Here is a 25,135-nt window from a genome sequence, read left to right as displayed (position 1 = left end):
TTCATCCCGACGATTAACGTGGTTATACTCGTAAACTAAATCTTTTCAAAATGGTTTACAAGATCGATGTTCACCCAAGACGACCTCCACTTTGATCGCCAGCATATCTGGCATCCTTACACGTCAATGCGCGATCCCCTGCCCTGTTATCCGGTGGTCGCGGCGCACGGTTGCCAGCTTCAGTTGGCCGATGGACGCGAACTGGTCGACGGCATGTCGTCGTGGTGGGCAGCGATTCACGGCTATAACCATCCTCGTCTCAATAAGGCGCTGACGCAGCAAATGGCGCAGATGTCACACGTGATGTTTGGTGGTATTACCCATCCGGCAGCCGTTGAACTGAGCCGCCAGCTGGTTGCCATGACACCGGAAGCGCTGGAGTGTGTGTTCCTCGCCGATTCGGGGTCGATTGCCGTCGAAGTGTCGATGAAAATGGCGTTGCAGTACTGGCTGGGGCGCGGTGAAACGCGACAAAAATTCCTGACGTTAAAACGTGGCTATCACGGCGATACCTTTGCCGCAATGTCGGTGTGCGATCCGGAAAATTCGATGCACAGCCTGTGGCGCGGCTATCTGCCAGAACATCTGTTTGCTGCCGCACCGCAGTGCGGTTTTGATGATGCATGGAACGAAGCGGACTTCGCCGATTTCGCCCGGTTAGCCGAGACGCACCATCGCGAGATTGCCGCCGTGATCCTTGAACCCATTGTGCAGGGAGCGGGCGGCATGCGTTTCTATCACCCGCGCTACCTGCAACAGGTACGTGAGCTGTGCGACCGTTACGGCATCCTGCTGATTGCCGATGAGATCGCCACCGGCTTTGGCCGCAGCGGCAAGCTGTTTGCCTGCGAACACGCCGGGATTACGCCAGACATTCTCTGCCTCGGTAAAGCACTCACCGGCGGTACCATGACGCTTTCCGCCACGCTGACCACGCGTGAAGTCGCCGACACCATCAGCCGCAGTGCGGCAGGCTGCTTTATGCATGGCCCGACCTTTATGGGTAATCCGCTGGCCTGTGCGGTGGCCATTGAAAGCCTGACGATGATCAACGAGGGGCTCTGGCCCGCGCAGGTGGCGGCGATTGAACAGCAATTGCGTCGTGAGTTGTTGCCGTTGCGTGAGCATCATGCGGTGGTGGATGCACGCGTGCTGGGCGCGATTGGTGTGATTGAAACGCGTTCACCGGTCAATATGGCGGCACTGCAGCAATTCTTTGTCGAGCGTGGCGTATGGATTAGGCCGTTCGGCAAGCTGATCTATCTGATGCCACCTTATCTGATTTCTGCCACAGAGCTGGCGCAGTTAACCCAGGCGGTGCGCGCGGCATTGGACGTTGAGGCGCATTTCCTGCCTTAAGCTAACTGGAAGTGCCGCGTGTTTTCCACCATGATGGAGGACACACTGCACAACGGAAAAGGAGAAGTCATGCGCGTAGTTAGCCAGGATTTTAACGATGGCGATAAGATGCCAGAGCGACACGTATTCAACGGCATGGGTTATCAAGGCGATAACCTGTCACCGCATCTGGCGTGGGATAATGTGCCCGCGGGGACCAAAAGTTTTGTGGTGACTTGTTACGATCCTGATGCACCGACCGGTTCTGGCTGGTGGCACTGGGTCGTGGCGAATATTCCGGCGGACGTTACCGAGTTGCCGCAAGGCTCTGGTTCAGGCGTGGTCGAACTGCCTCAAGGTGCACTTCAAACCCGTACCGATTTCGGACAAACCGGCTACGGCGGCGCAGCACCACCGCAGGGCGAATCTCATCGCTACATCTTTACCGTGCACGCGATGGGCACCGATAAGATTGATGTCGACGCCGGCGCGAGCGGCGCTATGGTAGGCTTTAATGTGCATTTCCATGCACTGGCGAGTGCATCAATCACGGTGATGTATTCTTAACATGCAAACGGCGCCAAAAGGCGCCGTTTCTCAACCTGGATTCAGATCAATCCAGGGTGTGAATCACCACCCACATCGGGCCTTGCCCCACCGCATAACGCGCCAGCGGTTGCAACAGACCGCGATCGGCAATCTTGTAGACTTCGATATGGTGCGACTTCTGCCCTGCCGCCACCAGATACTGACCGCTGTTATCGATATTGAAGCCGCGCGGCTGAGTTTCGGTCGGCTGATAACCTTCAATCGCCAGCACTGAGCCATCTTCGCTGATGCTAAATGCGGTAATGGTGTTGCTGGTGCGATCGCAGGCATAGAGGAAACGGCCGTCTGGCGTGATATGGATATCGGCCGCCCAGCGCGTATCGCTGAAATCTTTCGGCATCATATCCAGACTCTGCACGCGCTCAACCTGACCGTGCACGTTGTTCAATGCCCACACATCTACGGTGCTGTCGAGTTCATTGACCACATAGCCATAATCGCCATTCGGATGGAAAGCCATATGACGCGGGCCTGCACCTTCAACCGTAGTTACCTGCGCTTGCTCGCGCGGTGTCAGAGTACCATCCGCATTGAGCTGGAACAGGCAGATACGATCCTGCTTCAGTGCCGGTACAAACAGCGTTTGGTTGCTGAGATCGATATTGGCTGAGTGGCAGCCATCCATGCCGCCAATCACCTGGCTTGGGGCTTGCGGTAAACCGTCGCTGTCGATCGGGCTGATGCTGACGCACGCGTCGTTGTAGGAGCCGCAGAACAGATAGTTACCCTGGCGATCGGTCGAAATATGCGTTGGGCTGCCCGGCAACGGCGCTTCACCCGCCAGACTCAGGGAACCATCGGCCGCAATGCGGTACGCTAACACGCGAAAATTCGGACGAACGCCGACATAGAGGAAATCTTTCTTCGGGCTCACCACCATCGGCTGCACCTGACCGGCCACGTCCGTGACCTGCAATAACGTCAGTGCGCCATCTTCCTGCAACTGCCATGCGTGGATCTGCTGGCTCTCTGGACTGGCGGTATACACGACTTGTTTCATGCGTTTTTCCTTATTCGCTGCCTGATGAAAGGGATAACTGTAGCGCGTTTCATATTGCCGCGCTGGATTCATTTGTGCCCTGTTTTTTGTCTCAGGGCCGCTGCCGGGTGTAGACTTAACGCTTTGCTAACTCCCGGACGGAAAGTGTAATGAGCTACCGCGTAATCGCCCTTGACCTTGACGGCACCCTGCTGACCCCCACAAAAACCATTTTGCCTGAATCGATCGAAGCTTTAGCCCGCGCACAACAGGCGGGTGTCAAAGTGCTCATCGTTACCGGTCGCCACCACTGCGCGATTCATCCTTTTTATCAGGCGCTGCAGTTGGATACACCCGCAATCTGCTGTAATGGCACCTACTTGTACGATTATGCAGCGAAGAAGGTACTCGCTGCCGACCCGCTGGAGAAAAGCCAGGCGACCCGCGTCATTGAGATGCTCGATCAGGAAAACATTCACGGTCTGCTGTATGTCGATGATGCCATGCTGTATCAAGAGCCGACTGGCCATGTGACCCGCACCCTGAACTGGGCACAATCCCTGCCGGAAGCGCAGCGTCCCCTGTTCCTGCAGGTGCCAAGCCTGGCGCAGGCGGCGCTGGATGCGCAATCCATCTGGAAATTCGCGCTTTCCCATCCTGACACGCATGCATTGCAGCAGTTTGCGGAACGCACCGAAGCGGAGCTCGGCCTGGCGTGCGAATGGTCGTGGCACGATCAGGTTGATATCGCTCAGGCAGGCAACAGCAAAGGCAAACGTCTGGCACAGTGGGTTGAGAGTCAGGGCTTCAGCATGCAGGATGTGCTGGCGTTCGGCGATAACTACAACGATCTCAGCATGCTGGAACAGGTCGGTTTAGGCGTGGCGATGGGCAATGCTGACGAGGCGATTAAAGCGCGCGCCAAAAAGGTGATTGGCACCAATCTGGAGCCGGGTATTGCCGAAGTGATTTACAAAGAGGTTCTATAACTCTCTGATTTAACAGGTGTGCATAAATGCGCTAATGCCGCTAACTTAGGCCAATGAGAGCATATTTAATCCGGTACGCCTGAATGCGACCCCTACGAAAACCGCACCAACTTTGTAGGGTAGCCATTAATGGCAACCGAAACGCACTTAAATGACCAGCAGTAGTGGATAAATGCACACCTTACAAATGACTCTGGGCCGTTATTGATCATGCCCCTAACTATGCCGTGATCGCCACGCTCTTAATTTGCGCATAAAGCCACTGATCGGGTCGAATCCCCAACTCGTCTCGCGCCCACGGCGAAATCCGCGCCCACAGCTCGCTAATGCCAATGCGCAGCTTCACTTCAACCTGATCGTCAATCTCTAATAACTCGACCACCTGAGCTGGCAGGATATTGCGCACCGAGGTGTTTTGTGGCGGCTGCAAAGCGAGTGAAACATCTCCAGAAGCGATACGAATGCGCAGTGCCGTTTTCAGCGGCTGGTTAACACGGCTTACCCAGATATGCTGATCGCCCAGTGAGAGTGCCGTCATCGGATAATCAGGATGCTGTTCCAGCACCTGCACTCTCAGCACGCTGCTGCGATCGGCAATCGGCAGCCACGGGCGCATGGCTGCACTGCTCCACACTTTCTCCAGCGAACCAAAGGCTTTGACTTTGCCGTTGTCGAGCACCAGCACGTTGTCCGCCAGTTGCAGAATTTCATCCAGACTGTGAGAGACATAGAGAATTGGAATATCGACCTGTTTCGCCAGCTTTTGCAAATACGGCATCAATTCGCGCTTGCGTGGTAAATCCAGCGACGCCAGCGGCTCATCCATCAACAAAATATCTGGCGCGGTGAGCAGCGCACGGCCAATCGCCACACGTTGCTTCTCACCACCTGACAGCGACGCCGGAAAGCGGCTCAGTAAAGGCTCCAGTCCAAGCAAAGTCACCAGCGCGTTAAACTGTGGCTTCATCGCCGCAGCCATCCCGTATTGCAGGTTGCCGCGTACCCGATAGTGTGGGAAGAGACGTGCATCCTGGAACACGTAGCCAACGCGGCGTTTTTCCGGTGGCAGATTGACCTGCGTCGCCGAATCAAACAGCAGACGATCGTTGAGCTGAATCTGGCCGCTTTGCGGTTGTGTCAAACCGCCAATCGCGTTGATCAGCGATGTTTTGCCCGCACCGGATACACCGAAAATAGCCGTAATGCCGCTGCCGGGCACCTGCACGTTGACGTCCAGTTGGTGATCGCCCAGCAGCTGGGAAATATTGAGATTAAGCATCAGGCAGCCCCTAACCGCTTACGGCCCCAGCGTGCCAGCAGTTCAGAGGCCACCAGCGATAACAGCGCCAGCGCAATCGCCACCGCACACAAGCGGGCGGCGGTACCTTCTGCGCCGGGGGTTTCAATCAGGGTAAACATCGCCGAGGGAATGGTGCGCGTTTCGCCGGGGATATTTGAAACGAAGGTGATGGTGGCGCCAAATTCACCCAATGAGCGAGCGAAAGCGAGAACGGTGCCGACAATGATGCCCGGCAGCGTCAGCGGCAAGGTGATCGTAAAAAACACGCGCCAGCGACCGGCCCCCAGCGTGCGCGCTGCCTGTTCCAGTTTGGTATCAACCGCTTCCAGCGCCAGACGAATGGCGCGCACCATTAGCGGGAAAGCCATCACTGCCGAAGCCAGTACCGCCCCGCGCCAGCTGAAGGCCAGGGTGAAGCCGAACCAGTCGTATAGCCACTCGCCGATAAATCCACGTCGGCCCAGTGCAATCAGCAACAAATATCCCACCACGACCGGTGGCAACACCAGCGGCAAATGGATAAGACTGTCGAGTAAGGTTTTACCTGGAAACCGGCAACGTGCCAGAATCCATGCCATCATGATGCCAAACGGCAAACTCAACAGCACCGCTACGCTGGAAACTTTTAAGCTGAGAAAAACGGCCTGCCATTCGGGATCACTGAGTATCATTTCTTCGGCGCAAATCCATACTGTTTAAACACAGCAGCGGCATCCGGCCCCTGCAAATATTTGTAGAAGGCTTCAACCGTTGCGTTCTGATGATCTTTTACCACCGCCATCGGATATTCCACTGGCTTGTGGCTATCATCCGGGAAACGTCCTACCACCTGCACTTTGTCACTGGCGACCGCATCAGAACCGTACACGATGCCAAAAGGTGATTCATTGCGTTCTACCAGCGCCAGTGCCGCACGAACATTATTCGCCGGAGCCAGTTGCGTCGAGATGCTGTCCCACGCGCCCAGTTTTTGCAGCGCTTCCTTCGCATAAATTCCGGCCGGAACATGATCCGGGTCGCCCACCGCCAGACGTTCGCCTTTCAACAAACTTTTCCAGTCGGTTTGGGCATTAATGGTCACCGCTTTTGCGCTGTCGCTTTTCGGTGCCACCAACACTAAATCGTTGCCCAGCAGCGTGTAGCGCGTGTTCTCCACCACACTCTTTTTATCCACTGCATAGTCCATCCACTGCTGGTCGGCAGAGATAAACAGATCGGCCGGTGCGCCCTGCTCAATTTGACGCGCCAGCGTGGAGGAGGAAGCGAAGGACGATACCACTTCAAGGCCGCTCTTTTTCTGATATTGCGAGGCAATATCCTGCATCGCATTGGTTAACGATGCCGCAGCAAACACAGTGATCTTCTCTGCCGCCACGGCGTGACCGGCCATGGAAACAGTCAATACGGTAACAGCGGCCCAACGGTAATTGATTTTCAGCATTTTTTACTCCTTGTTACGTTATATATTCGATAATACAACGTGGGAACAAATGCTGTCATGAACTTAATATCGGCAGGATTGAGGGGAAGTTAAAGAAAAAACGCCCGCTGGGTGCGGGCGCTTGTAAAATCAGTGTTGCGAGCTGTTGGCAGGACGATCGTCGCGGCGGCCAAATTTGGAGATGACGTTGAACACTTCACCCAGGCCGTAAATCAGACCGAGCATAATGGCCATCACAATTGGCACCATGATGACAGCCACAGCCAGGCTTTTAAGCAGTTCCAGCATGGAAACCTCACGCAGAAAATAAAAAAGTGATTGTAACGGTTAGGGAAAAAAACGCACTGCCCTTTTCGTGCTTTTACTTTTGGCCTTACACTTGTCGCACTAACTTAAGGAGCTGACATGCAGGCAGAACTTTCTCTACACATTCGTCTTCAGCACAAGCTGTTTGCCGACCCACGCCGCATTGAACTGCTTAAGCGCGTTCAGGAAACCGGCTCCATCAGCCAGGGCGCTAAATTAGCGGGTATCAGTTACAAAAGCGCCTGGGACGCCATCAACGATATGAATCAGATGGCTGATCAAACCTTAGTTGACCGCGCCACCGGTGGCAAAGGCGGCGGCGGTGCGCAGTTGACCCGTTATGGTGAACGTCTGATTCAGCTGTTTCAGCTAATGGAACAGATTCAGCAGAAAGCCTTTGATGCGCTGCAAAACGACAGCCTGCCGCTGGACAGCCTGCTGGCAGCGATTGCGCGTTTCTCGCTGCAAACCAGCGCACGAAATCAGTTGTTTGGTACGGTCATGGCGCGCGACCATCAGCAGGTGCAGCAACACTTTGATGTGCTGCTGGCCGACGGCGTCACACGGTTGCAGGTGGCGATCACCGAACGCAGCGCTGAGCGCCTGCAGCTCGACAGCGGCAAAGAGGTATTAGTACTGATTAAAGCGCCATGGATACAGGTGAGCCGTGATGCCCTAAACAGTGATAATCAATTGCAGGTGACGATAAGCGCGATCGAGCCGGGTGAACAGGTGAGCGAAGTGTTGATGACATTGCCGAGTGGTGAAACCCTGTGTGCAACGGTGAACAACGCGCAGGTGCAACAGCAGAATCTGCAGCCAGGCGATAGTGTGACCGCCAGTTTTAATGCTGAACACGCCATCATCGCCACACTGCTCTGAAATCAAGGCCATGATTTGACTTCGTCTGCGTCGCTCGCTACAACTGAGTAACACGATGCATAAAACGGAATGAATCATGGCTTCATTGCAAATTTCGCAAGGCATATTTCACCTTAGCGACACCCGAGCACTGTCCCTTAACGATCTTATCCTCAACAGCGGCGAAAGTTGGGCCTTTGTCGGCGCCAACGGCAGCGGCAAATCCTCGTTAGCGCGAGCGCTTTCCGGTGAACTCTCACCAGGTAAAGGCACGGTCACGCAGGATTTTCAGCGTCGCACACGCCTCTCACTGGAGCAGTTACAGAAGCTGGTGGCGCAGGAGTGGGAACGTAATAACACCGATCTGCTGAGTGAGGGCGAAGACGATACTGGTCGCACCGCCGCACAGATCATTCAGGATGAAGTCAAAGATGCAGCACGTTGCCAGGCACTGGCCCAGCAGTTTGGCATCACCTATCTGCTTGATCGTCGCTTCAAATACCTCTCCACCGGCGAAACGCGCAAAACGCTGTTGTGCCAGGCGCTGATGGCGCAGCCGGATTTGTTGATTCTTGATGAGCCTTTCGATGGACTCGATGTGGCCTCACGCGCCAGCCTGGCGGAGACGCTGAGCGATCTGCACCAGCAGGGTTTTACTGTGGTGTTGGTCCTCAACCGCTTTGACGATATTCCTGACTTTGTGCAACAAGTCGGTGTGCTTGCTGAGTGCACCCTGACGCACTTGGGCGAGCGCCAGGCGATACTGGCAGAAGCGCTGGTGGCACAACTGGCGCACAGTGAGAAACTCGATGGCATGGCGTTGCCAGAAGCGGATGCACCGGATCAGTTACCCCAACTGGCGGAAGATGCGCCGCGTGTTGTTCTGCGTAATGGCGTGGTGTCGTATAACGATAAAGCGGTGATCGAGGGGCTAAGCTGGCAGGTGAATCCCGGCGAGCACTGGCAAATTGTGGGGCCCAACGGCGCGGGAAAATCGACCCTGTTGAGCCTGGTGACCGGCGATCATCCACAAGGCTACAGCAACGATTTAACCCTGTTTGGCATTCGTCGCGGCAGCGGTGAAACCATCTGGGACATCAAGCAGCACATCGGCTACGTCAGTAGCAGTTTGCACCTCGATTACCGTGTTAGCTGTAACGTGCGCACCGTGGTGCTTTCCGGCTTTTTCGATTCGATAGGCTTGTATCAGCCCGCATCAGACCGCCAGAAAGCGTTGGCGCGCCAGTGGCTGGCACTGCTGGGCATGGATAATCATCTGGCTGATGCACCGTTCCACGGTTTGTCATGGGGCCAGCAGCGCCTGGTGCTGATTGCGCGGGCACTGGTAAAACACCCCACCTTGTTGATTCTCGATGAGCCGCTGCAGGGGTTGGATCCGATCAATCGCCAGTTGGTCCGCCGCTTTGTTGATGTGCTGATCGGTGAAGGACGAACGCAGTTACTGTTTGTCTCACACCATGCCGAAGATGCGCCGCAGTGTATTACTCACCGCCTGAGTTTTGTGAAACAAGATGAAGGGTACGGATTCCAGCAGGACGATTTGCGATAACCTCGTTGTCATCCACCCCGCCCCTGCATCGTAGGGGCATATTCATGCTTCTATCCGGTCGTCAGCTAAACCCTTAAGCATTGTCGTGTGCGCATTGATATGCACTTCATTGAACAGCCGATGTAACCGCTACCATTTACCCGCCTGGTATTTCAGCAAACTCGCGCTATAACCCCACAAAATGAGAATCGTCACCTTGTGTAAACGATACCATTTATCCAGACTGGATCACGCTTTGGGGCCCGCCTTTGTGCTACCTTGATCGCAGTGATTTTGATCCGTTTGCCGTTTACCAGGACTCGTTATGGAAAAATTTAATCCGGTTGATCATCCGCATCGCCGTTATAACCCATTGATCGATCAGTGGGTGCTGGTCTCTCCGCATCGTGCCAAGCGTCCGTGGCAGGGTGCGCAGGAAACGCCTGCGCTGGAACAACTGCCTGCGCACGATCCTGACTGCTTCCTGTGCGCGGGTAATACCCGCATCACCGGGGATAAAAACCCGGATTACCAAACCACCTATGTTTTCACCAACGACTTTGCCGCGCTGATGACCGATACACCCGATGCGCCGCAAAGCGACGATCTGCTGATGCGCTGTGAGAGCGCACGCGGCACCAGCCGGGTTATTTGCTTCTCACCTGACCACAGTAAAACGCTGCCGGAATTGCCGCTCAGTGGACTGGAAGATATCGTGCGCACCTGGCAAGAGCAGACCGCCGATCTCGGCCAGCACTATCCGTGGGTGCAGGTGTTTGAGAACAAAGGCGCAGCGATGGGCTGCTCAAATCCGCATCCGCACGGCCAGATCTGGGCCAACAGTTTTCTGCCAAATGAAGCGCAAAAAGAAGATGATAATCAGCGCCGCTACTTTGACGAAAAAGGTTCGCCGATGCTGGTGGATTACGCCGCACGCGAGCTGAAAGACGGTAGTCGCACCGTGGTGGAGACCGAACACTGGCTGGCCGTGGTGCCGTGGTGGGCGGCGTGGCCATTTGAAACCCTGCTGCTGCCGAAAGCCCATATCAAACGCATTACCGATCTTACCCCGGCGCAGCGCAGCGATCTGGCGCTGGCACTTAAGCAGCTGACCAGCCGTTACGACAACCTGTTCCAGTGCTCCTTCCCCTATTCGATGGGCTGGCACGGCGCGCCATTTAACGGTGAAGCCAACGATCACTGGCAGTTGCACGCTCACTTCTATCCGCCGCTGCTGCGTTCAGCCACGGTACGCAAATTTATGGTTGGCTACGAAATGCTGGCCGAAACCCAACGTGATTTAACGGCGGAACAGGCAGCAGAACGTCTGCGTTCTGTCAGCGATATCCATTTCCGCGAGGCGCAATAAATGTCATTAAAATCCATCACTCAACAGGTTTTCGCTGACACTTTTGGCTATCAAGCCACGCACAGCATTCAGGCACCAGGCCGTGTGAACCTGATTGGCGAACACACTGACTACAATGACGGTTTTGTCCTGCCCTGCGCCATCGACTACCAAACCGTGATTGCCTGCGCGAAGCGTGACGATCGCCAGGTGCGCGTGGTCGCGGTTGATTACGACAACCAGCAAGACAGCTTCTCGCTGGATGCACCGATAGAAGCGTTGAAAGAGCCGATGTGGGCCAACTACGTGCGTGGCGTGGTAAAACATCTGCAAAAGCGTGATGCCAGCTTTGGCGGTGCCGATCTGGTGATCAGCGGCAACGTGCCACAGGGTGCGGGCCTGAGTTCATCAGCGTCACTGGAAGTGGCGGTCGGCACCGTATTCCAACAGCTCTATCAGCTGAAGCTGGATGGCGCGGCCATTGCCGTGAACGGTCAGGAAGCGGAAAACCAGTTCGTCGGCTGTAACTGCGGCATCATGGATCAGCTCATCTCGGCACTCGGCCAACCCGATCACGCGATGCTGCTGGACTGCCGCACCCTCGGCACACGCGCCGTCTCGATGCCGGAAGATGTCGCGGTGGTGATCATCAACTCCAACTTCCGTCGCAGCCTGGTCGGTAGCGAATACAACACCCGCCGCGAGCAGTGCGAAACCGGTGCTCGCTTCTTCAACAAGCCCGCACTGCGCGACGTCACGCTGGCCGAATTTGAGGCCTCTGAATCGCAACTGGATGCACTGGTGGCAAAACGCGTGCGCCATGTCATCACCGAAAATGCCCGTACGCTGGAAGCCGCCGATGCGCTGAGCAGTGGCGATCTGAAGCGCATGGGTGAGTTGATGGCTGAATCTCACGCCTCAATGCGTGATGATTTTGAAATCACCGTTCCCCCGATCGATCAGCTGGTGGAAATCGTTAAGGCAGAACTCGGCCCACGTGGCGGCGTTCGTATGACGGGCGGCGGCTTCGGCGGCTGCATTGTGGCCTTGATGCCAACCGAACTGGTGGATCAGGTGAAAGCTGCCGTTGCCGAAAAATATGAGGCGCAGACCGGCATCAAAGAAACTTTCTACGTATGCAAAGCCTCTGCAGGAGCGGGCCAATGGTAAGTGATGTCAATTCACATGCGCCAGACGGGCAACCGTGGCGCATCACCGTATTACGCAATCATAACGGCATGGTCGTGACGTTTATGGATTGGGGCGCGACATGGCTCTCCTCGCGCGTGCCCATGCAGGATGGCAGCGTACGTGAAGCGCTGCTCGGCTGCGCGACACCCTCGGATTATCTGCATCAGGATGCTTATCTCGGTGCCACGGTTGGCCGCTACGCCAACCGTATCGCTTCGGCTGAGCTGAAGCCGCTGAATCTGCTGCTGGCCGCCAATCAGGGCGCGCATCAGCTGCACGGCGGCCCGGAAGGGTTTGATAAACGCCGCTGGCGAATCGTCAGTCAAAGCGAAACCGAAGTGCACTATCGCCTCGATTCACCGGATGGCGATCAGGGTTTCCCCGGCAATCTGATTGCCGACGTGGTTTACCATCTTGACGATGATAACTGCCTGTCAATCCGCTATGAGGCGCAGACTGACAAGCCCTGCCCGGTGAACCTGACCAACCATGCTTACTTTAATCTTGATGCGCATCATGGCGATGCGCGCCAGCATCGCTTACAACTGCATGCGGATCGTTACTTACCGGTCAACAGCGAAGGCATTCCTAACGCGCCATTGAAAGCCGTGTCTGGCACCAGCTTCGATTTTACGCAGCCGAAGCGCGTGATGGATGACTTCCTCGCCGATGACGATCAAAAAGCGGTGAAAGGCTATGACCATGCATTTCTGCTTAACACCGCAGGCGACAGCAGCCAACCCGCCGCCGAACTGTGGTCGGCCGATGGCAAACTGGCGCTGACCGTGTTTACCGCCGCACCGGCGTTGCAGTTCTACTCCGGCAACTATCTGGATGGAACACGCGCCCGTGAACAGGGCAGCTATACTGCTTTCCAGGGCATCGCGTTGGAGAGTGAATTTTTACCGGATTCGCCCAACCATACCGAATGGCCGCAGCCTGATTGCTGGCTGCAACCCGGCGACCGCTGGCAGTCTGTGACGCGTTATCGCTTCACACCGCAGTAAGCCAGCGGATGAAAAACGCGCACTGCGTTAGCGACAGGCTTACGCCGTGCGTTGTTTTCCGCTATGGTATGGCGCTATCAGTGTGCCGCTTTTCAGGTGGCCGCAGCCGGTTTCTATAATCATCGAAACATCAAGCATTAAGGAGTTAAGCTATGGCCGTAACTAAGCTGGTTCTGGTGCGACACGGCGAAAGCCAGTGGAACCAGGAAAACCGCTTCACCGGATGGTATGACGTGGATCTGTCAGACAAAGGTCGCACCGAAGCCAAAGCAGCCGGTCAGCTGCTGAAGAAAGAAGGTTTCGTGTTTGATTTCGCCTATACCTCCGTGCTGAAACGTGCCATCCACACCCTGTGGAACGTGCTGGATGAGCTGGATCAGGCGTGGCTGCCGGTTGAGAAAACCTGGCGTCTGAATGAGCGTCATTACGGTGCGCTGCAGGGTCTGGATAAAGCCGAAACCGCCGCTAAATATGGCGACGACCAGGTGAAACAGTGGCGTCGTGGCTTTGCCATCACCCCACCAGAACTGGATCGTGCGGATGAGCGTTTCCCGGGCCACGACCCACGTTACGCATCACTGACCGATGCACAGCTGCCAACCACCGAAAGCCTGGCGCTGACCATCGAACGTGTTATTCCTTACTGGAATGAAAGCATTCTGCCGCGCATTAAAAGCGGTGAGAAAGTGATCGTTGCTGCACACGGTAACTCACTGCGTGCACTGGTAAAATATCTTGATAACCTGAGTGAAGATGAAATCCTCGAGCTGAACATCCCAACTGGCGTGCCGTTGGTGTATGAGTTCGACGGGAACTTCAAACCGCTGAAGCGTTACTACCTGGGTGATGCAGACGAGATTGCCGCGAAAGCCGCAGCCGTTGCTAACCAGGGTAAAGCCAAGTAATTCCCGGCTGAAAAACAAAAAGGCCAGACGCGAGTCTGGCCTTTTTTATTGCGCGTTAAGCGATTAGCCGCGGCGCTGTTTGATCGCCTGCGCCAGTTGGCGCAACGCTTTCTCGGTATCGTCCCAACCAATACAAGCATCGGTCACGCTCTGGCCGTAAACCAGCTCTTTACCGCTGTCGAGGCTCTGATTCCCTTCCACCAGATGACTCTCGATCATCACGCCGGTAATCGCCTGCTCACCGCCCGCGATCTGCTGCGCCACATCATCAGCGACGACCATCTGACGCTGGAACTGCTTGCTGCTGTTGGCATGGCTAAAGTCGATCATCACCTGCGGACGCAAGCCCGCTTTCTCCAGACCGGTTTTCACCGCTGCCACGTGTTCTGCACTGTAGTTCGGCTCTTTGCCGCCGCGCAGAATGATATGGCAATCTTCGTTACCGCTGGTTTCGACAATCGCCGAATGACCGAATTTGGTGACGGAGAGGAAGCAGTGTGGCGCGCTGGCAGCACCGATAGCGTCGATGGCCACTTTGATGGTGCCATCCGTGCCATTTTTGAAGCCGACCGGGCAAGATAAACCGGAAGAGAGTTCACGGTGCACCTGGGATTCGGTGGTACGCGCACCAATTGCGCCCCAGCTCATCAGATCCGCCATATATTGTGGGGTGATCATATCCAGGAACTCGCCAGCCGCAGGCAAACCGATGTCGTTGATGTCCACCAGCAGCTTACGCGCCAGACGCAGGCCATCGTTGATCTGGAAACTGCCATCCATAAACGGATCGTTGATCAGCCCTTTCCAACCCACGGTCGTGCGCGGTTTTTCGAAATAGACGCGCATCACCACTTCAAGCTCGCCTTTCAACTCGTCACGCAGCGTCAGCAGACGGCTCGCGTACTCTTTAGCGGCTTCGGTATCGTGGATCGAGCAGGGACCGATCACCACCAGCAGACGATCGTCCTGGCCGTGCAGAATACGGTGAATCGCCTGACGTGCCTGCGCAACAGTTTCAGCGGCTTTATCGGTAGCGGGGAATTTTTCGAGCAAAGCAACAGGCGGTAATAATTCTTTGATTTCTCTGATGCGTAAATCGTCGTTCTGATAATCCATACATAATTCCATTCAAATTTCTGGCCCCGCGTACGCCGGGCGCAACCCGTTAAATGTATCCCTTCAGGCTGCAGGTGTAAATTCCACGCTCGCGTAAATGCTTCTGTGAAATTTGCATTTACACACCCATGGACTAAGCTTTTTAAACGCAAGCACTGAGGAATGAGGTTCTTGCGATATTTAATTTTTAAGCGAAGCGTTAAAGATGGAATTTTATTCCGTCACGGTACGTTATTTTCGGCACTCAACACCCGTGGTGTTTGACGGCAACTCTCCATCGATTAAAGGAGCATAATGATGAATAAGTTTGCAATTATCTTTCTGACGGCAGCGATGACCCTGGGCAGCGGCGCGGCAATGGCTGCGGACAGTAATAACGGTGACGCGAATGCCTCAGCAGAAGCTGGCGCGGCGGCAGGCGGCGCGAAACAGAATCTGCCACCCAATAATGTGGACAATAGCAAAATTAACAATGGCAGCATGAACACCAACAGCACTGCGACGTCTGGCACCAGCACTGGCAACATGTCAGCTGAGCAGATCCACAAAAATTCTATGTGTAAAGACGGTAAATGTCCGGATATGAATAAAAAGGTCGATACTAAAGAAGGTGGCGGCCATGTGAAACACAAAACGGACGGCACGACCCAATAACGGGTTATCCGATCACACAAGGGAGAGCATTGGCTCTCCCTTTCTATTTCCGTGCAGGCTTTTCCGCTATGCTGAAGCCATGAAATTCAGAGGAACTGTTTCATGGCTTCACTGCTGCTTATTGATGATCATCCTTTAGTTGAAGTCGCGCTGGAAGCGGCCTGTATTCACTCCCCTATCCCGGTAAAACTGCACGCCGCCGCGACCGAAGCTGAGGCGCGTCAGCTTTTACAGCAGCATCAATTTGATCTTATTGTGCTCGATATCGGCCTGCCGGACAGTGATGGCCTCGAACTGTTGCGCCGTCTGCGCGCCCGCGATCCGCACTGCCCGGTATTGATTTACTCCGCTCAGCAGAGTCGCCACACGTTACTCAGCGCCGTTTCGCTCGGTGCGGCGGGCTATGTGGTGAAGAGTCAAAGCATGGCGCAGTTGCTCAGTGCAATTCTGGCCGTGCTTGGCGGACAGCAGGCGTTTCCACCGCTGCCTGACCGTATCGAACTGCCACTCACCGAGAAAGAGCAGCAAATTGTCGCACTGCTGGTGCGCGGTCTATCGAATTTGCAGATTGGTGAACAGCTGCATATCAGCAATAAAACCGTCAGCACCCACAAGAAAAACATTCTGGAGAAAACCGGCGTGCAGTCAGTGGTGGAGCTGGCTGAACTGTGGAAAGCCCAACAGTGAAAGCCATTCTCTGGCTGTGTCTGCTGCTGATTAGCTTTACAGTGCGAGCCGACCTACAGCCTGCCAGCAGCGTGATGCTCCCCGCCATGATGCCTGCACCGCATGTCGAGCCATGGCCGCAACCCACCTTACGCGTTGCCGTGCCGGCGCAAAACAGCGCGCCCTGGGCGATGCAAATTGGCAATCGTATCTGGGGCATTGATGCCGATTACCTCAGCGCGCTGAGCCAATTGACCGGCACGCACTTTAGCCTGCAAAGTTACGCCGATCGCGCCCAGCAGTTGGCAGCACTTGAGCGCGGTGACGTTGATTTCGTACTGAGCAACGAACATGCGCAGCTGCCGGAAAACATCCTGGTTAGTGACAGTTGGGTTAACAGCCCGATCCGCATCTACCGCAATCGTGATAATCAACGCGCGGTGATGTTCAACAGTGAAAACGCCCAGCTCACCATCGCGCAAGCGACACTGGCGCAACTGCCTGATGCCTTTGTGCAAAACCATCGCTGGCACAGCCTGCCCGGCGATTTGCAGGCGCTGTATGCGCTGCTCAATCAGCAAAGTGACTATCTGGTGGCGGATGAAACCAGCGCCGGCTTTCTGCTTAACCAGCTGCAGCAGGGACAGATTTACCAGATCACCGCCGATCCCGGCGCCGGTGAACTGTCGCTACGGGCGCTGTCGCGCGATCCCACACTGATTCACTGGCTCAATACTCAGTTACGTCTGCTGCCCGCAGAGTTCAGTAATCGCGTGCAACAGCGCTGGAGTCCGCCATTGCTGCGCTATCAGGATACGCAAACGCTGATGCTGTCGGCTGCCGAGAAGCAGTGGCTGGCCGCACACAGTGAGATTCCTTATGCCGCAGAAGTGGATAACGCCCCCTGGAGCTATCGCGATGGCAACGGTAATGCGCGCGGTTTTGGCATTGATCTGCTTAATGCGTTAAGCCAAAGCACCGGATTGCGCTTTACGCCGCACTGGGTAAACAATCCACAACAGGCGCAGACGCTGATGCAACAACATCAGGTGATGCTCAATCTGTTACAGCCTTTGAATGGCGACGATGCCAGCAGCAACACACTGCCGGTATGGCGTGCAATTTGGGGGATCTACACGCTTAACACGCAGCAGCCGATGAGTTGGCCCTCTCTGCAAAAGCAGCGTGTGGGCGTGCTGCGAGCCGATCTGGCGCAACGCTTGCTGCCTGAAGACATCACGCCCCAACTGTTCGATGACCGTGCGCAACTCTGGCAAGCCCTGAACAATGGTCAGATTGATGCGCTGGTGGATAATGTGCTGTCTGCACGCTGGCGCATGGCCAGCCACGCGGATAATCGTGTCCATTTAGCCTTTGCCGCCAGCGATGTTGCCTGGCCACTGGCACCTCAGGTGAGCCAGGATCAGCCGCAACTCCAGGCGCTGCTGGACCATGCACTGCAGCAAATCCCACCGGATACGCTCAATCAGATGCGCATTAACTGGTCACAGCCCCCCCAGCCCGGCACCAGTATGGCGATGCGCAATGTGCCGCTGATGATTTTGATGGCTGCCGGGATGATCATTGTGCTGCTGTTAGTGCTGCTGCTGCGCCGCTACCTGCAACAGCGGCGCGATCGCCTGCAGCGTGAACAGGCAGAGCGCGCTAACGCCGCCAAAAGTCAGTTCCTCGCCACCGCCAGCCACGAATTGCGCACGCCAATGCAGGCGATTCTGGGCCTGCTGGAGCTCGAACAGCAGCAGCATCCCAGCGAACGTTTGACACTGATGCACAGCAGTGCGCGCTCGCTGATGGCGCTGCTGAACGATCTGCAAGACCATGCGCGTATTGAGAATCAGAGTTTTCGCCTCGCACCGCATCCTCTCAATCTGGCAGATTGGCTGCAGCAACAGCAGCAGTTTTATCACCCTTTGATGCGTGAATCCGGTCCGATATTGTTGGTTGAGGCGCTCACGCCTTTGCCGACGCGCGTGATGCTGGATGGCGATCGCTTGCAGCAGGTGGTGAACAATTTGGTGGCCAACGCGCTGAAGTTCACGCGCCAGGGCGAAGTGCGGCTGTCGCTCGCCGTGACGGATCGGATTCAGTTCACGGTCACCGACAGCGGCAGCGGCATTCCACTCAGCGAACAGGCTCAGCTGTTTGAACCCTGGTATCAGGCTCCTTCCGGCAAAAGCCATGCGGTACAGGGCAGCGGGCTGGGTTTGTTTATCTGCCGTGAGATAGTGCAACGTATGGGCGGCCAGTTAACGCTGACTTCTGCGCCGGAGCAAGGCACCACGGTGAAGGTGATATTACCGCTCGACATCTGTGAGGATGCGCCCACCGAACGCCATGCTTGCTGGCCGCGCTATCCGCACCTGCGCGTGGCGATTGTCGATGACCATCCCACCAATCTATTGGTATTGCAGCAGCAGCTGGCTCAATTCGCTATCACGGCGCAGGTGTTCGAAGAGGGGCGCAGCCTGTTGCGCGCCGATGCGCTTCAGCCGTTTGATGTGCTGTTGATTGACCAGATGATGCCGCGCCCGGATGGATTAACACTGCTGCGCATTTTACGTCGCCGCCAGCAGCGCCGCAGCAAGCCGGCACTGCGCGTGCTCTGCTCTGCCGATGTGCAACTGCTGAAGATCGCGTTGCAAGAGAACGAAACACTGTTGTTGAAACCGATTGAGCTCGATCATCTGGCAGCACTGCTGGCACGGACGGTGCGCGATCCTCTCCGTCAATTGCCTGACAGTTTATTGATTCTGGCACAGCACAATGAGGCCTTTATCCCGCGGATTTGCCAGACACTGCAACGCACGCTGCAGCAGGATCGCGATGCGCTGCTGGCCGCCAGCCTCCAGCCTGACTGGCCCGCTATCGAGCGTGCCGCCCATCGCATGAAAGGCAGTTGGCTGTTGCTGGGCATGGATGAGATTGCCGAATATTGTCAGCAGCTGACTGATCAGGCAAAACAGCAGCGTCTGGACGATGATGCGTTCAATTTACTGATATCATTAACGAACAGGTTACTCGAACAACTGGAAAGTTATGGCACACACTCATTCCCACGGCGCGCATAACGGCAATCGTACGCGTCTGGCGGCGGCGTTCGGCGTCACCGCGCTGTTTATGGTTGCCGAAGTGATTGGTGGCGTGGTGTCGGGTTCGCTGGCGCTGCTGGCAGATGCCGGACATATGCTCACTGACGCCGCCGCGCTGTTGATGGCTTTGCTGGCGGTGCAGTTTGCCCAGCGCAAACCCAGCGCCCGTCACACCTTTGGCTTGCTGCGCCTCACCACACTTGCCGCCTTTGTGAATGCTATCGCGCTGTTGGTGATTACCGTATTGATTGTCTGGGAAGCACTGCGCCGCTTCTATCAGCCACAACCTATCCAGGGTGGGTTGATGCTCGGCATCGCCATTGCCGGCCTGCTGGCCAATCTGCTCTCTTTCTGGCTGTTACATCGTGGCAGTGAAGAGAAAAACCTCAACGTGCGCGCGGCAGCACTGCATGTGTTGGGCGATCTGCTCGGCTCCGTCGGCGCGATTGCCGCCGCCATTATCATCATGCTAACCGGCTGGACGCCGATTGACCCGATTCTCTCGCTGCTGGTTTCACTGTTGGTGGTACGCAGCGCGTGGTCGTTGCTGCGGGAAAGTCTGCATGAGCTGCTGGAGGGCGCGCCGAGCGGCATTAACGTGGATAAACTGGCGCGCGAACTGACACGCAACATCGCGGAAGTGCGCAACGTGCATCATGTGCATGTATGGCAAGTGGGAGAGAAGCCGGTGCTGACATTACATGTGCAGGTGATCCCACCTTATGATCATGATGGGTTGCTGGTGCGTATTCATCAGTATTTGCATGAGCACTATCAGATTGCGCATGCCACTGTGCAGATGGAGTATCAGCCTTGTACCGGTCATGATTGCGAACTCTGCGCGGAACAGAGCTCGCATCATCACTCACATGAGCATCTCACGCTGGATGGCCACGCCCATCACCCTCATTGATTCGACAGCGCGCGCGACCCATGTTCGCGCGCGCTTTGCATCCACAAGCGTGAACCGTTAAGTGCAATCAACGTCAGAATCACGTACTCCAGCGACATCGCGTAAACGCCCTGACGGGCAAAGATCATCACGCTAATCACGTTGATCACCACCCACAGTAGCCAGTTCTCGACGTATTTTCGCGTCATCAGAATCATCGCCACAATCGACAACACCATCATGCAGGAATCCCAGAACGGGAACGCATCCGGCTGCAGTTGTGGCATCGTCACGTTCAGGCCGAAACTTTGCATGATACCGACGGCGGTTTTGGTCAGAAACGCGAAGACCGGATCGATATACAGCGTCATCAGCGCAATGGCGATGACGCACGCCGCGCCCCAGCCGAAGGCTTTCGGCAACGGCAGCCAGCGAATCTTCAGTGCGGCTTCGTTGGCGGTGTTTTGTCGACTCCACGCGTACCAGCCGTAAACATTGGCGACAAAGAAGAACAGCTGCAGCAGTAAGCTGGCATACAGCTGAATCTGGAAGAAGATCACCGCAAACAAGGTGACGTTAATCAGCCCGAAGAAGTAGTTGATGATCTTCTCCAGACTGGCAAGCCAGATGCACAGCAAGCCCGCAAGCGTGCCCACCGCTTCGATCCATGAGAGGTCATAGCCCCCAACACCGATAGGAATGTGAACCAAAATATTTTGTGTGCTGAAGAAGTCCATGATCTGCACCTGTATGAAAGCCGCCTCAGGCGTTCCCTTTCACTTTGAGTTTGAGTTGTGCTGCAAAGTCTAGCATGCGATTTAGCGGTATCAATGCGGCTTCACGCAGCGCGTCATCGACATGGATTTCATGCTCGCTACCGCCGTGCTCCAGCCCTTCCGCAATCGCTTTCAGGCCATTCATCGCCATCCACGGACAGTGCGCACAGCTGCGGCAGGTCGCGCCCTCGCCTGCGGTTGGCGCTTCCAGCAACTCTTTATCCGGTACCGCCTGCTGCATCTTGTAGAAGATGCCGCGATCGGTCGCCACGATCATTTGCGGATGTGGCAGGTTTTTCGCCGCCTGAATTAACTGGCTGGTGGAGCCCACTGCATCAGCCAGATCGACGATCGCCTGCGGGGATTCCGGATGCACGAGGATCGCCGCTTCTGGATAGAGCGTCTTCATGCGCTGTAAGGCCTGGGTTTTGAACTCATCATGCACGATGCACGCGCCCTGCCAGCACAGTACGTCCGCTTTGGTCTGTTGGGTGACGTAACGGCCCAGATGACGATCCGGCGCCCAGATGATTTTTTCGCCCAGGCTGTCGAGATGCTCGATCAGTTCAACCGCAATGCTGGAGGTGACGACCCAATCTGCGCGCGCTTTGACGGCGGCTGAGGTGTTGGCGTACACCACCACGGTGCGATCCGGATGTTCATCACAGAAGCGATTGAACTCGTCGATCGGACAGCCGAGATCGAGCGAACACTCTGCATGCAGTGTCGGCATCAACACCGTTTTTTCCGGGCTGAGGATTTTTGCGGTTTCCCCCATAAAACGCACGCCCGCCACCAGCAGCGTTTTTGCCGGGTGGGTGCTGCCGAAACGCGCCATTTCCAGTGAGTCCGAGACACAACCGCCGGTCTCTTCCGCCAGCGCCTGAATTTCTGGATCGGTATAATAGTGCGCGACCAGCACCGCATCGCGCTCCTTTAATAAGCGTTTGATTTCAGAGATGTAATGGGATTTTTCATCCTGGCTGAGACGCGCCGGTTTCGGCGGAAAGGGATAAATCGCGCTTTCGGGATCGAACATCAGACTCATGACACGGCTCTCGTTTTCTCAATTTAACAAAATCGCCTGTTACAGCGATGATGCGGCATCAAAACCGCCATCGTGTTTTATATGCTAAACACGATAGCGGAAATGCGCGAGAGTGTCGTCTCTTTTTTACCCGGTTTACAAGCCACCTAACGATTTCTGCGGGTTTTCCAGTTCCAGCAAGAAAGCTTTCACCGGCAGACCGCCCGCGAAGCCAGTGAGCTTACCGTTGCTGCCAATCACCCGATGGCAGGGCGCCATGATCGACAGAGGATTTTTACCGTTGGCCGCCCCTACCGCGCGCATGGCTTTCGGATTGCCGATCTGTTCCGCGATTTGCTGATAGCTACGGGTTTCACCAAACGGAATGGTGAGCAGCGCTTGCCAGACTTTTTTCTGGAAGTCAGTGCCGACCGTGTCGTAAGGCATGTCGAACTGCTGGCGCTCTCCGGCGAAGTATTCACGCAGCTGGCGCTCGGCCTCGCACAGAATCGGATGCTGGTCGTTACGGCTGATAGGCTTCAGAGGTACGCGTTGCGCGCCTTCGTTTTCCCACAGAATCGCTGACAACCCGTTATCGGTCGCAATCAGCGTCAGTTCACCAACCGGCGTTGGGATGATTTTGGCATGATACATAAGGCACCTCCGGCATAAATCAGTGTGTCATTATCGCACTTCTACCGCGATAAACTGGCTGTTTTCGGTCATGAGCATAAACTGGTTAGCTGTCCGAAAGCAGCGAGTTTTGCTTTGCCACTTGCGCGACGATACCCAAAATACTGCAAGGCGCAGGAAGGCGGCAAACGAGAGGCTCTTCGAACAGCCGATTCAAACCGCGCTGGCCCGCAGGGGAACCTTCCTTAGGAAGTTCATCATCCCGATGCACTTTATCAAGTACGTGATTCGGATGAACGAGAGCAGCCAGCGCTTCTGCGCTTTAAAGTAGGAAAGGTATAGCCGGTTTATGAGCTGGAGACGATGATGTTTGATCCCGAGATTGCATACCAGGCGCTGACCTCGCGCGACAGTCGTTTCGACGGCGTGTTCTTTGTTGGCGTGACCTCAACCGGCATTTACTGCCGGCCCATTTGTCCGGTGAAAGCGCCGATGCAGAAGAACTGCCTGTTTTTTAACAGCGCCGAAGCCGCCGAGAAAGCGCATTTCAGACCGTGCCTGCGCTGTCGTCCTGAACTGGCTCCGGGCTTCGCCCCGGTCGATAGCCATCACCGCATCGCCGATCGCTTGATTCGTCGTATTGAAGAGGGCTTGCTGGAAGAACAAGAGACACTGGCCGATATTGCCAGCGAGTTTGACCTGAGTGAACGACAGCTACGCCGCGTGATCCAGCAGGAGCTGGGCGTGTCACCGCTGGAGCTGCGCCAAACGCGGCGCATGCTGCTGGCGAAGCAACTCTTAACTGAAACTTCGTTGCCCGTCACCGAAATCGCCTACGCCAGCGGCTTTCGCAGTTTGCGCCGCTTTAATGATGTGTTTCAGGCTCGCTACCGTATGACGCCTTCGCGTCTGCGCAAGCAGAGTCAGCCGGAGAGCGTGACCACCGTGCAGGAGAGCGCGGAACTGCGTCTGAGTTATCGTCCCCCTTATGACTGGGATGCCATTCTGGATTTTCTTCAGCAGCGCGTGATGAAAGAGGCCGAGTGGGTTAGTGAAGGGGCTTATCACCGTACCGTGGCGCTGGGAAACTGTCGGGGCTGGGTGCGTGTCAGCCATTTGCCGGAAAAACAGGCGCTCAAGGTGCAGTTCACCACCACCTTAACGCCGGTTTTGCCTGCTCTGCTGCGTCGCCTGCGTGACCTGTTTGATTTGGATGCCCAGCCACAGCGCATCAGCGAGCAGCTAAGCCAGGATCCGTTGTTAGCTGAGAGTCTGGCTCGTTATCCTGGGTTACGCGTTCCTGGGGCGTTTGACGGCTTTGAGTTGGGGGTGCGCGCAATTCTTGGCCAGCAGGTGACGGTGAAAGCGGCCACCACACTGAGCAGTCGCGTGGCGCAGCGTTTCGGCGAGCCTTTTGCAACGCCCTGGCCTGAACTCTCCCGGCTGCCCCCGACGGCGGAATCGCTCGCTAGCGCAACCATTGATGATATCGCCAGTCTCGGCATTGTGAGCGCTCGCTCGCAGGCGATTCAGGCGCTGGCACAGGCATGTGCCTCCGGTGCGTTGCGTTTTAACGGCGCAGTGAATCCTGATGTGGTTCAGCAGCAGTTGCTGGCATTAAAGGGCGTTGGTCCTTGGACGGCGAGTTATATTGCCATGCGCGCCCTGCGCTGGCCGGATGCGTTCCCTAAAGAGGATATTGCGATTCGCAATAATCTGGGTGGGGTGAGTGCCAAAGTAGCAGAGCAGTTATCGCAGGTTTGGCGCCCGTGGCGCAGCTATGCGGTGTTGCATATCTGGAAGAGTTTGACGCCGGGTAAGAAATAAATTCGTGCGTTCCAGCCGGTCAAGGCGGGAGTGGAAGAGCGAAGCGTCCGAGCCATGTACAGGGCCATCGATTGCACACTTAAGCCGTTAGTAAAAAAACGACTGTGCGTTTCAGTCGGCAATAAGGGGCGGTTGCGTAAAGACGCCGTAAATACATCCCTGTAGGCTCTGGTGGCGCATCCATGCGCCACAAGCTTTACTCCACCGCCCCTAATTGCCGCCTTCATGCCGGATCTGTGCGCTTTTTAGGAAGCAACGATTAAGCCTCATAAGCCAGTCAAGGCGGGAGCGGAAGAGCGAAGCGTCCGAGCCATGGATGGCGAGGCCGATCCACAGGGATGTGAGACTCCTTCGCGATCCGTCCCGCCTTGACAGGCTGACGCACAGACCCACAGCAATCCCACCAAACATGGGTTCGGTATCAGATCCCTTCGCCATCCTCCCACCCGGAAAGACTGGCGCTTCTGACTCACAGCAAATTCAGCTAAATTTTTTGAACAGCGCAGATTTGAGAAACGCAGAAAAGCAAAAAGGCGCCTTTAGGGCGCCTTTCTACATAGTGGTGGGTCGTGCAGGATTCGAACCTGCGACCAATTGATTAAAAGTCAACT

At 55.8% G+C, this 25,135-nt stretch carries 23 protein-coding genes; 14 read left to right on the top strand and 9 right to left on the bottom strand.

Translation table 11 applies throughout. The features are described from left to right. The first annotated feature begins 66 nt into the window (after positions 1-66). Positions 67-1,359 (top strand): adenosylmethionine--8-amino-7-oxononanoate transaminase, encoded by a 1,293-nt coding sequence (gene bioA, locus IAE30_RS25695; protein ID WP_038648119.1) that lies wholly within the window; start codon positions 67-69, stop codon positions 1,357-1,359. A gap of 69 nt (positions 1,360-1,428) precedes the next feature. After that, on the top strand, positions 1,429-1,905 hold the full coding sequence (locus IAE30_RS25690; protein ID WP_038648122.1) for a kinase inhibitor: 477 nt from the start codon (positions 1,429-1,431) through the stop codon (positions 1,903-1,905). Between the two features lie 46 nt (positions 1,906-1,951). On the opposite strand, the gene pgl is transcribed toward IAE30_RS25690, so the two are convergent. Further along, positions 1,952-2,947, bottom strand: a complete 996-nt coding sequence (gene pgl, locus IAE30_RS25685) for a 6-phosphogluconolactonase (RefSeq protein ID WP_200681250.1) — start codon at positions 2,945-2,947, stop codon at positions 1,952-1,954. Positions 2,948-3,096: 149 nt separating this feature from the next. Here pgl and IAE30_RS25680 point away from each other — a divergent pair, with 149 nt between their 5' ends. Beyond that, complete coding sequence (locus IAE30_RS25680) at positions 3,097-3,915, top strand: pyridoxal phosphatase (protein ID WP_200538911.1); 819 nt, start codon at positions 3,097-3,099, stop codon at positions 3,913-3,915. Between the two features lie 220 nt (positions 3,916-4,135). Here the strand turns inward: IAE30_RS25680 and modC are convergent, their stop codons facing one another. The 4 genes from modC to IAE30_RS25660 all read right to left on the bottom strand — a co-directional run bounded on the left by modC (position 4,136) and on the right by IAE30_RS25660 (position 6,944). Further along, complete coding sequence (modC, locus tag IAE30_RS25675) at positions 4,136-5,194, bottom strand: molybdenum ABC transporter ATP-binding protein ModC (protein WP_045833541.1); 1,059 nt, start codon at positions 5,192-5,194, stop codon at positions 4,136-4,138. Then, positions 5,194-5,886, bottom strand: coding sequence for a molybdate ABC transporter permease subunit (gene modB, locus IAE30_RS25670; RefSeq protein WP_038648131.1), 693 nt, complete (start codon positions 5,884-5,886; stop codon positions 5,194-5,196). The genes modC and modB overlap by 1 nt, the downstream gene beginning before the upstream one ends. Further along, complete coding sequence (modA, locus tag IAE30_RS25665; RefSeq protein ID WP_038648134.1) at positions 5,883-6,656, bottom strand: molybdate ABC transporter substrate-binding protein; 774 nt, start codon at positions 6,654-6,656, stop codon at positions 5,883-5,885. The genes modB and modA overlap by 4 nt, the downstream gene beginning before the upstream one ends. Before the next feature lie 129 nt (positions 6,657-6,785). Continuing rightward, on the bottom strand, positions 6,786-6,944 hold the full coding sequence (locus IAE30_RS25660) for an AcrZ family multidrug efflux pump-associated protein (protein ID WP_013508338.1): 159 nt from the start codon (positions 6,942-6,944) through the stop codon (positions 6,786-6,788). A gap of 117 nt (positions 6,945-7,061) precedes the next feature. Here IAE30_RS25660 and modE point away from each other — a divergent pair, with 117 nt between their 5' ends. From modE to gpmA, 6 genes are all read left to right on the top strand, one after another. Further along, positions 7,062-7,844 carry a molybdenum-dependent transcriptional regulator gene (modE, locus tag IAE30_RS25655; RefSeq protein WP_038648139.1) on the top strand — a complete coding sequence of 261 codons (783 nt, stop codon included), beginning with the start codon at positions 7,062-7,064 and terminating at the stop codon, positions 7,842-7,844. Between the two features lie 76 nt (positions 7,845-7,920). After that, the gene (gene modF, locus IAE30_RS25650) at positions 7,921-9,393 is read left to right on the top strand and encodes a molybdate ABC transporter ATP-binding protein ModF (protein ID WP_200681249.1); all 1,473 of its coding nucleotides are present in this window, start codon (positions 7,921-7,923) and stop codon (positions 9,391-9,393) included. A gap of 304 nt (positions 9,394-9,697) precedes the next feature. Beyond that, entirely contained in the window at positions 9,698-10,741 is a 1,044-nt protein-coding gene (gene galT, locus IAE30_RS25645; protein ID WP_038648145.1) for a galactose-1-phosphate uridylyltransferase, read from the top strand. Next, a complete protein-coding gene (gene galK / locus IAE30_RS25640) occupies positions 10,742-11,890 on the top strand; it encodes a galactokinase (protein WP_038648148.1) in 1,149 nt (382 codons plus the stop codon). It begins immediately after the preceding gene. Continuing rightward, positions 11,884-12,918, top strand: a complete 1,035-nt coding sequence (galM, locus tag IAE30_RS25635; RefSeq protein WP_200681248.1) for a galactose-1-epimerase — start codon at positions 11,884-11,886, stop codon at positions 12,916-12,918. Before galK ends, galM begins: the two co-directional genes overlap by 7 nt. A 152-nt stretch (positions 12,919-13,070) precedes the next feature. Beyond that, complete coding sequence (gene gpmA / locus IAE30_RS25630) at positions 13,071-13,823, top strand: 2,3-diphosphoglycerate-dependent phosphoglycerate mutase (protein WP_200681247.1); 753 nt, start codon at positions 13,071-13,073, stop codon at positions 13,821-13,823. A gap of 63 nt (positions 13,824-13,886) precedes the next feature. On the opposite strand, the gene aroG is transcribed toward gpmA, so the two are convergent. Continuing rightward, a complete protein-coding gene (gene aroG / locus IAE30_RS25625; RefSeq protein ID WP_200538905.1) occupies positions 13,887-14,939 on the bottom strand; it encodes a 3-deoxy-7-phosphoheptulonate synthase AroG in 1,053 nt (350 codons plus the stop codon). A 297-nt stretch (positions 14,940-15,236) separates the two neighbouring features. On the opposite strand from aroG, the gene IAE30_RS25620 reads away from it, so the two are divergent. The 4 genes from IAE30_RS25620 to zitB all read left to right on the top strand — a co-directional run bounded on the left by IAE30_RS25620 (position 15,237) and on the right by zitB (position 20,282). Next, positions 15,237-15,593, top strand: coding sequence for a YbgS-like family protein (locus IAE30_RS25620; protein ID WP_200681269.1), 357 nt, complete (start codon positions 15,237-15,239; stop codon positions 15,591-15,593). A gap of 102 nt (positions 15,594-15,695) precedes the next feature. After that, positions 15,696-16,280, top strand: coding sequence for a response regulator transcription factor (locus IAE30_RS25615; RefSeq protein WP_200681246.1), 585 nt, complete (start codon positions 15,696-15,698; stop codon positions 16,278-16,280). Further along, positions 16,262-19,348, top strand: a complete 3,087-nt coding sequence (locus IAE30_RS25610) for an ATP-binding protein (RefSeq protein WP_200681245.1) — start codon at positions 16,262-16,264, stop codon at positions 19,346-19,348. Before IAE30_RS25615 ends, IAE30_RS25610 begins: the two co-directional genes overlap by 19 nt. Next, entirely contained in the window at positions 19,317-20,282 is a 966-nt protein-coding gene (zitB, locus tag IAE30_RS25605; protein ID WP_038648164.1) for a CDF family zinc transporter ZitB, read from the top strand. Before IAE30_RS25610 ends, zitB begins: the two co-directional genes overlap by 32 nt. On the opposite strand, the gene pnuC is transcribed toward zitB, so the two are convergent. The 3 genes from pnuC to IAE30_RS25590 all read right to left on the bottom strand — a co-directional run bounded on the left by pnuC (position 20,276) and on the right by IAE30_RS25590 (position 22,718). Then, positions 20,276-20,998, bottom strand: coding sequence for a nicotinamide riboside transporter PnuC (gene pnuC / locus IAE30_RS25600; RefSeq protein WP_200681244.1), 723 nt, complete (start codon positions 20,996-20,998; stop codon positions 20,276-20,278). The genes zitB and pnuC overlap by 7 nt on opposite strands. A gap of 25 nt (positions 20,999-21,023) precedes the next feature. Then, positions 21,024-22,085 (bottom strand): quinolinate synthase NadA, encoded by a 1,062-nt coding sequence (gene nadA, locus IAE30_RS25595; protein WP_038648170.1) that lies wholly within the window; start codon positions 22,083-22,085, stop codon positions 21,024-21,026. Between the two features lie 135 nt (positions 22,086-22,220). Beyond that, on the bottom strand, positions 22,221-22,718 hold the full coding sequence (locus tag IAE30_RS25590; RefSeq protein WP_200681243.1) for a methylated-DNA--[protein]-cysteine S-methyltransferase: 498 nt from the start codon (positions 22,716-22,718) through the stop codon (positions 22,221-22,223). A 345-nt stretch (positions 22,719-23,063) separates the two neighbouring features. Between IAE30_RS25590 and IAE30_RS25585 the strand changes: the two genes are divergently transcribed. Continuing rightward, positions 23,064-24,524, top strand: coding sequence for an AlkA N-terminal domain-containing protein (locus IAE30_RS25585; protein WP_200681268.1), 1,461 nt, complete (start codon positions 23,064-23,066; stop codon positions 24,522-24,524). The last annotated feature ends 611 nt before the right edge of the window (positions 24,525-25,135 follow it).

The organism is Pantoea sp. S61, assembly GCF_016625145.1.
Lineage (GTDB): Bacteria > Pseudomonadota > Gammaproteobacteria > Enterobacterales > Enterobacteriaceae > Pantoea > Pantoea rwandensis_B.
Note: the sequence above shows the minus strand (reverse complement) of the source record. Positions and strands in the feature narration are given on the sequence as shown.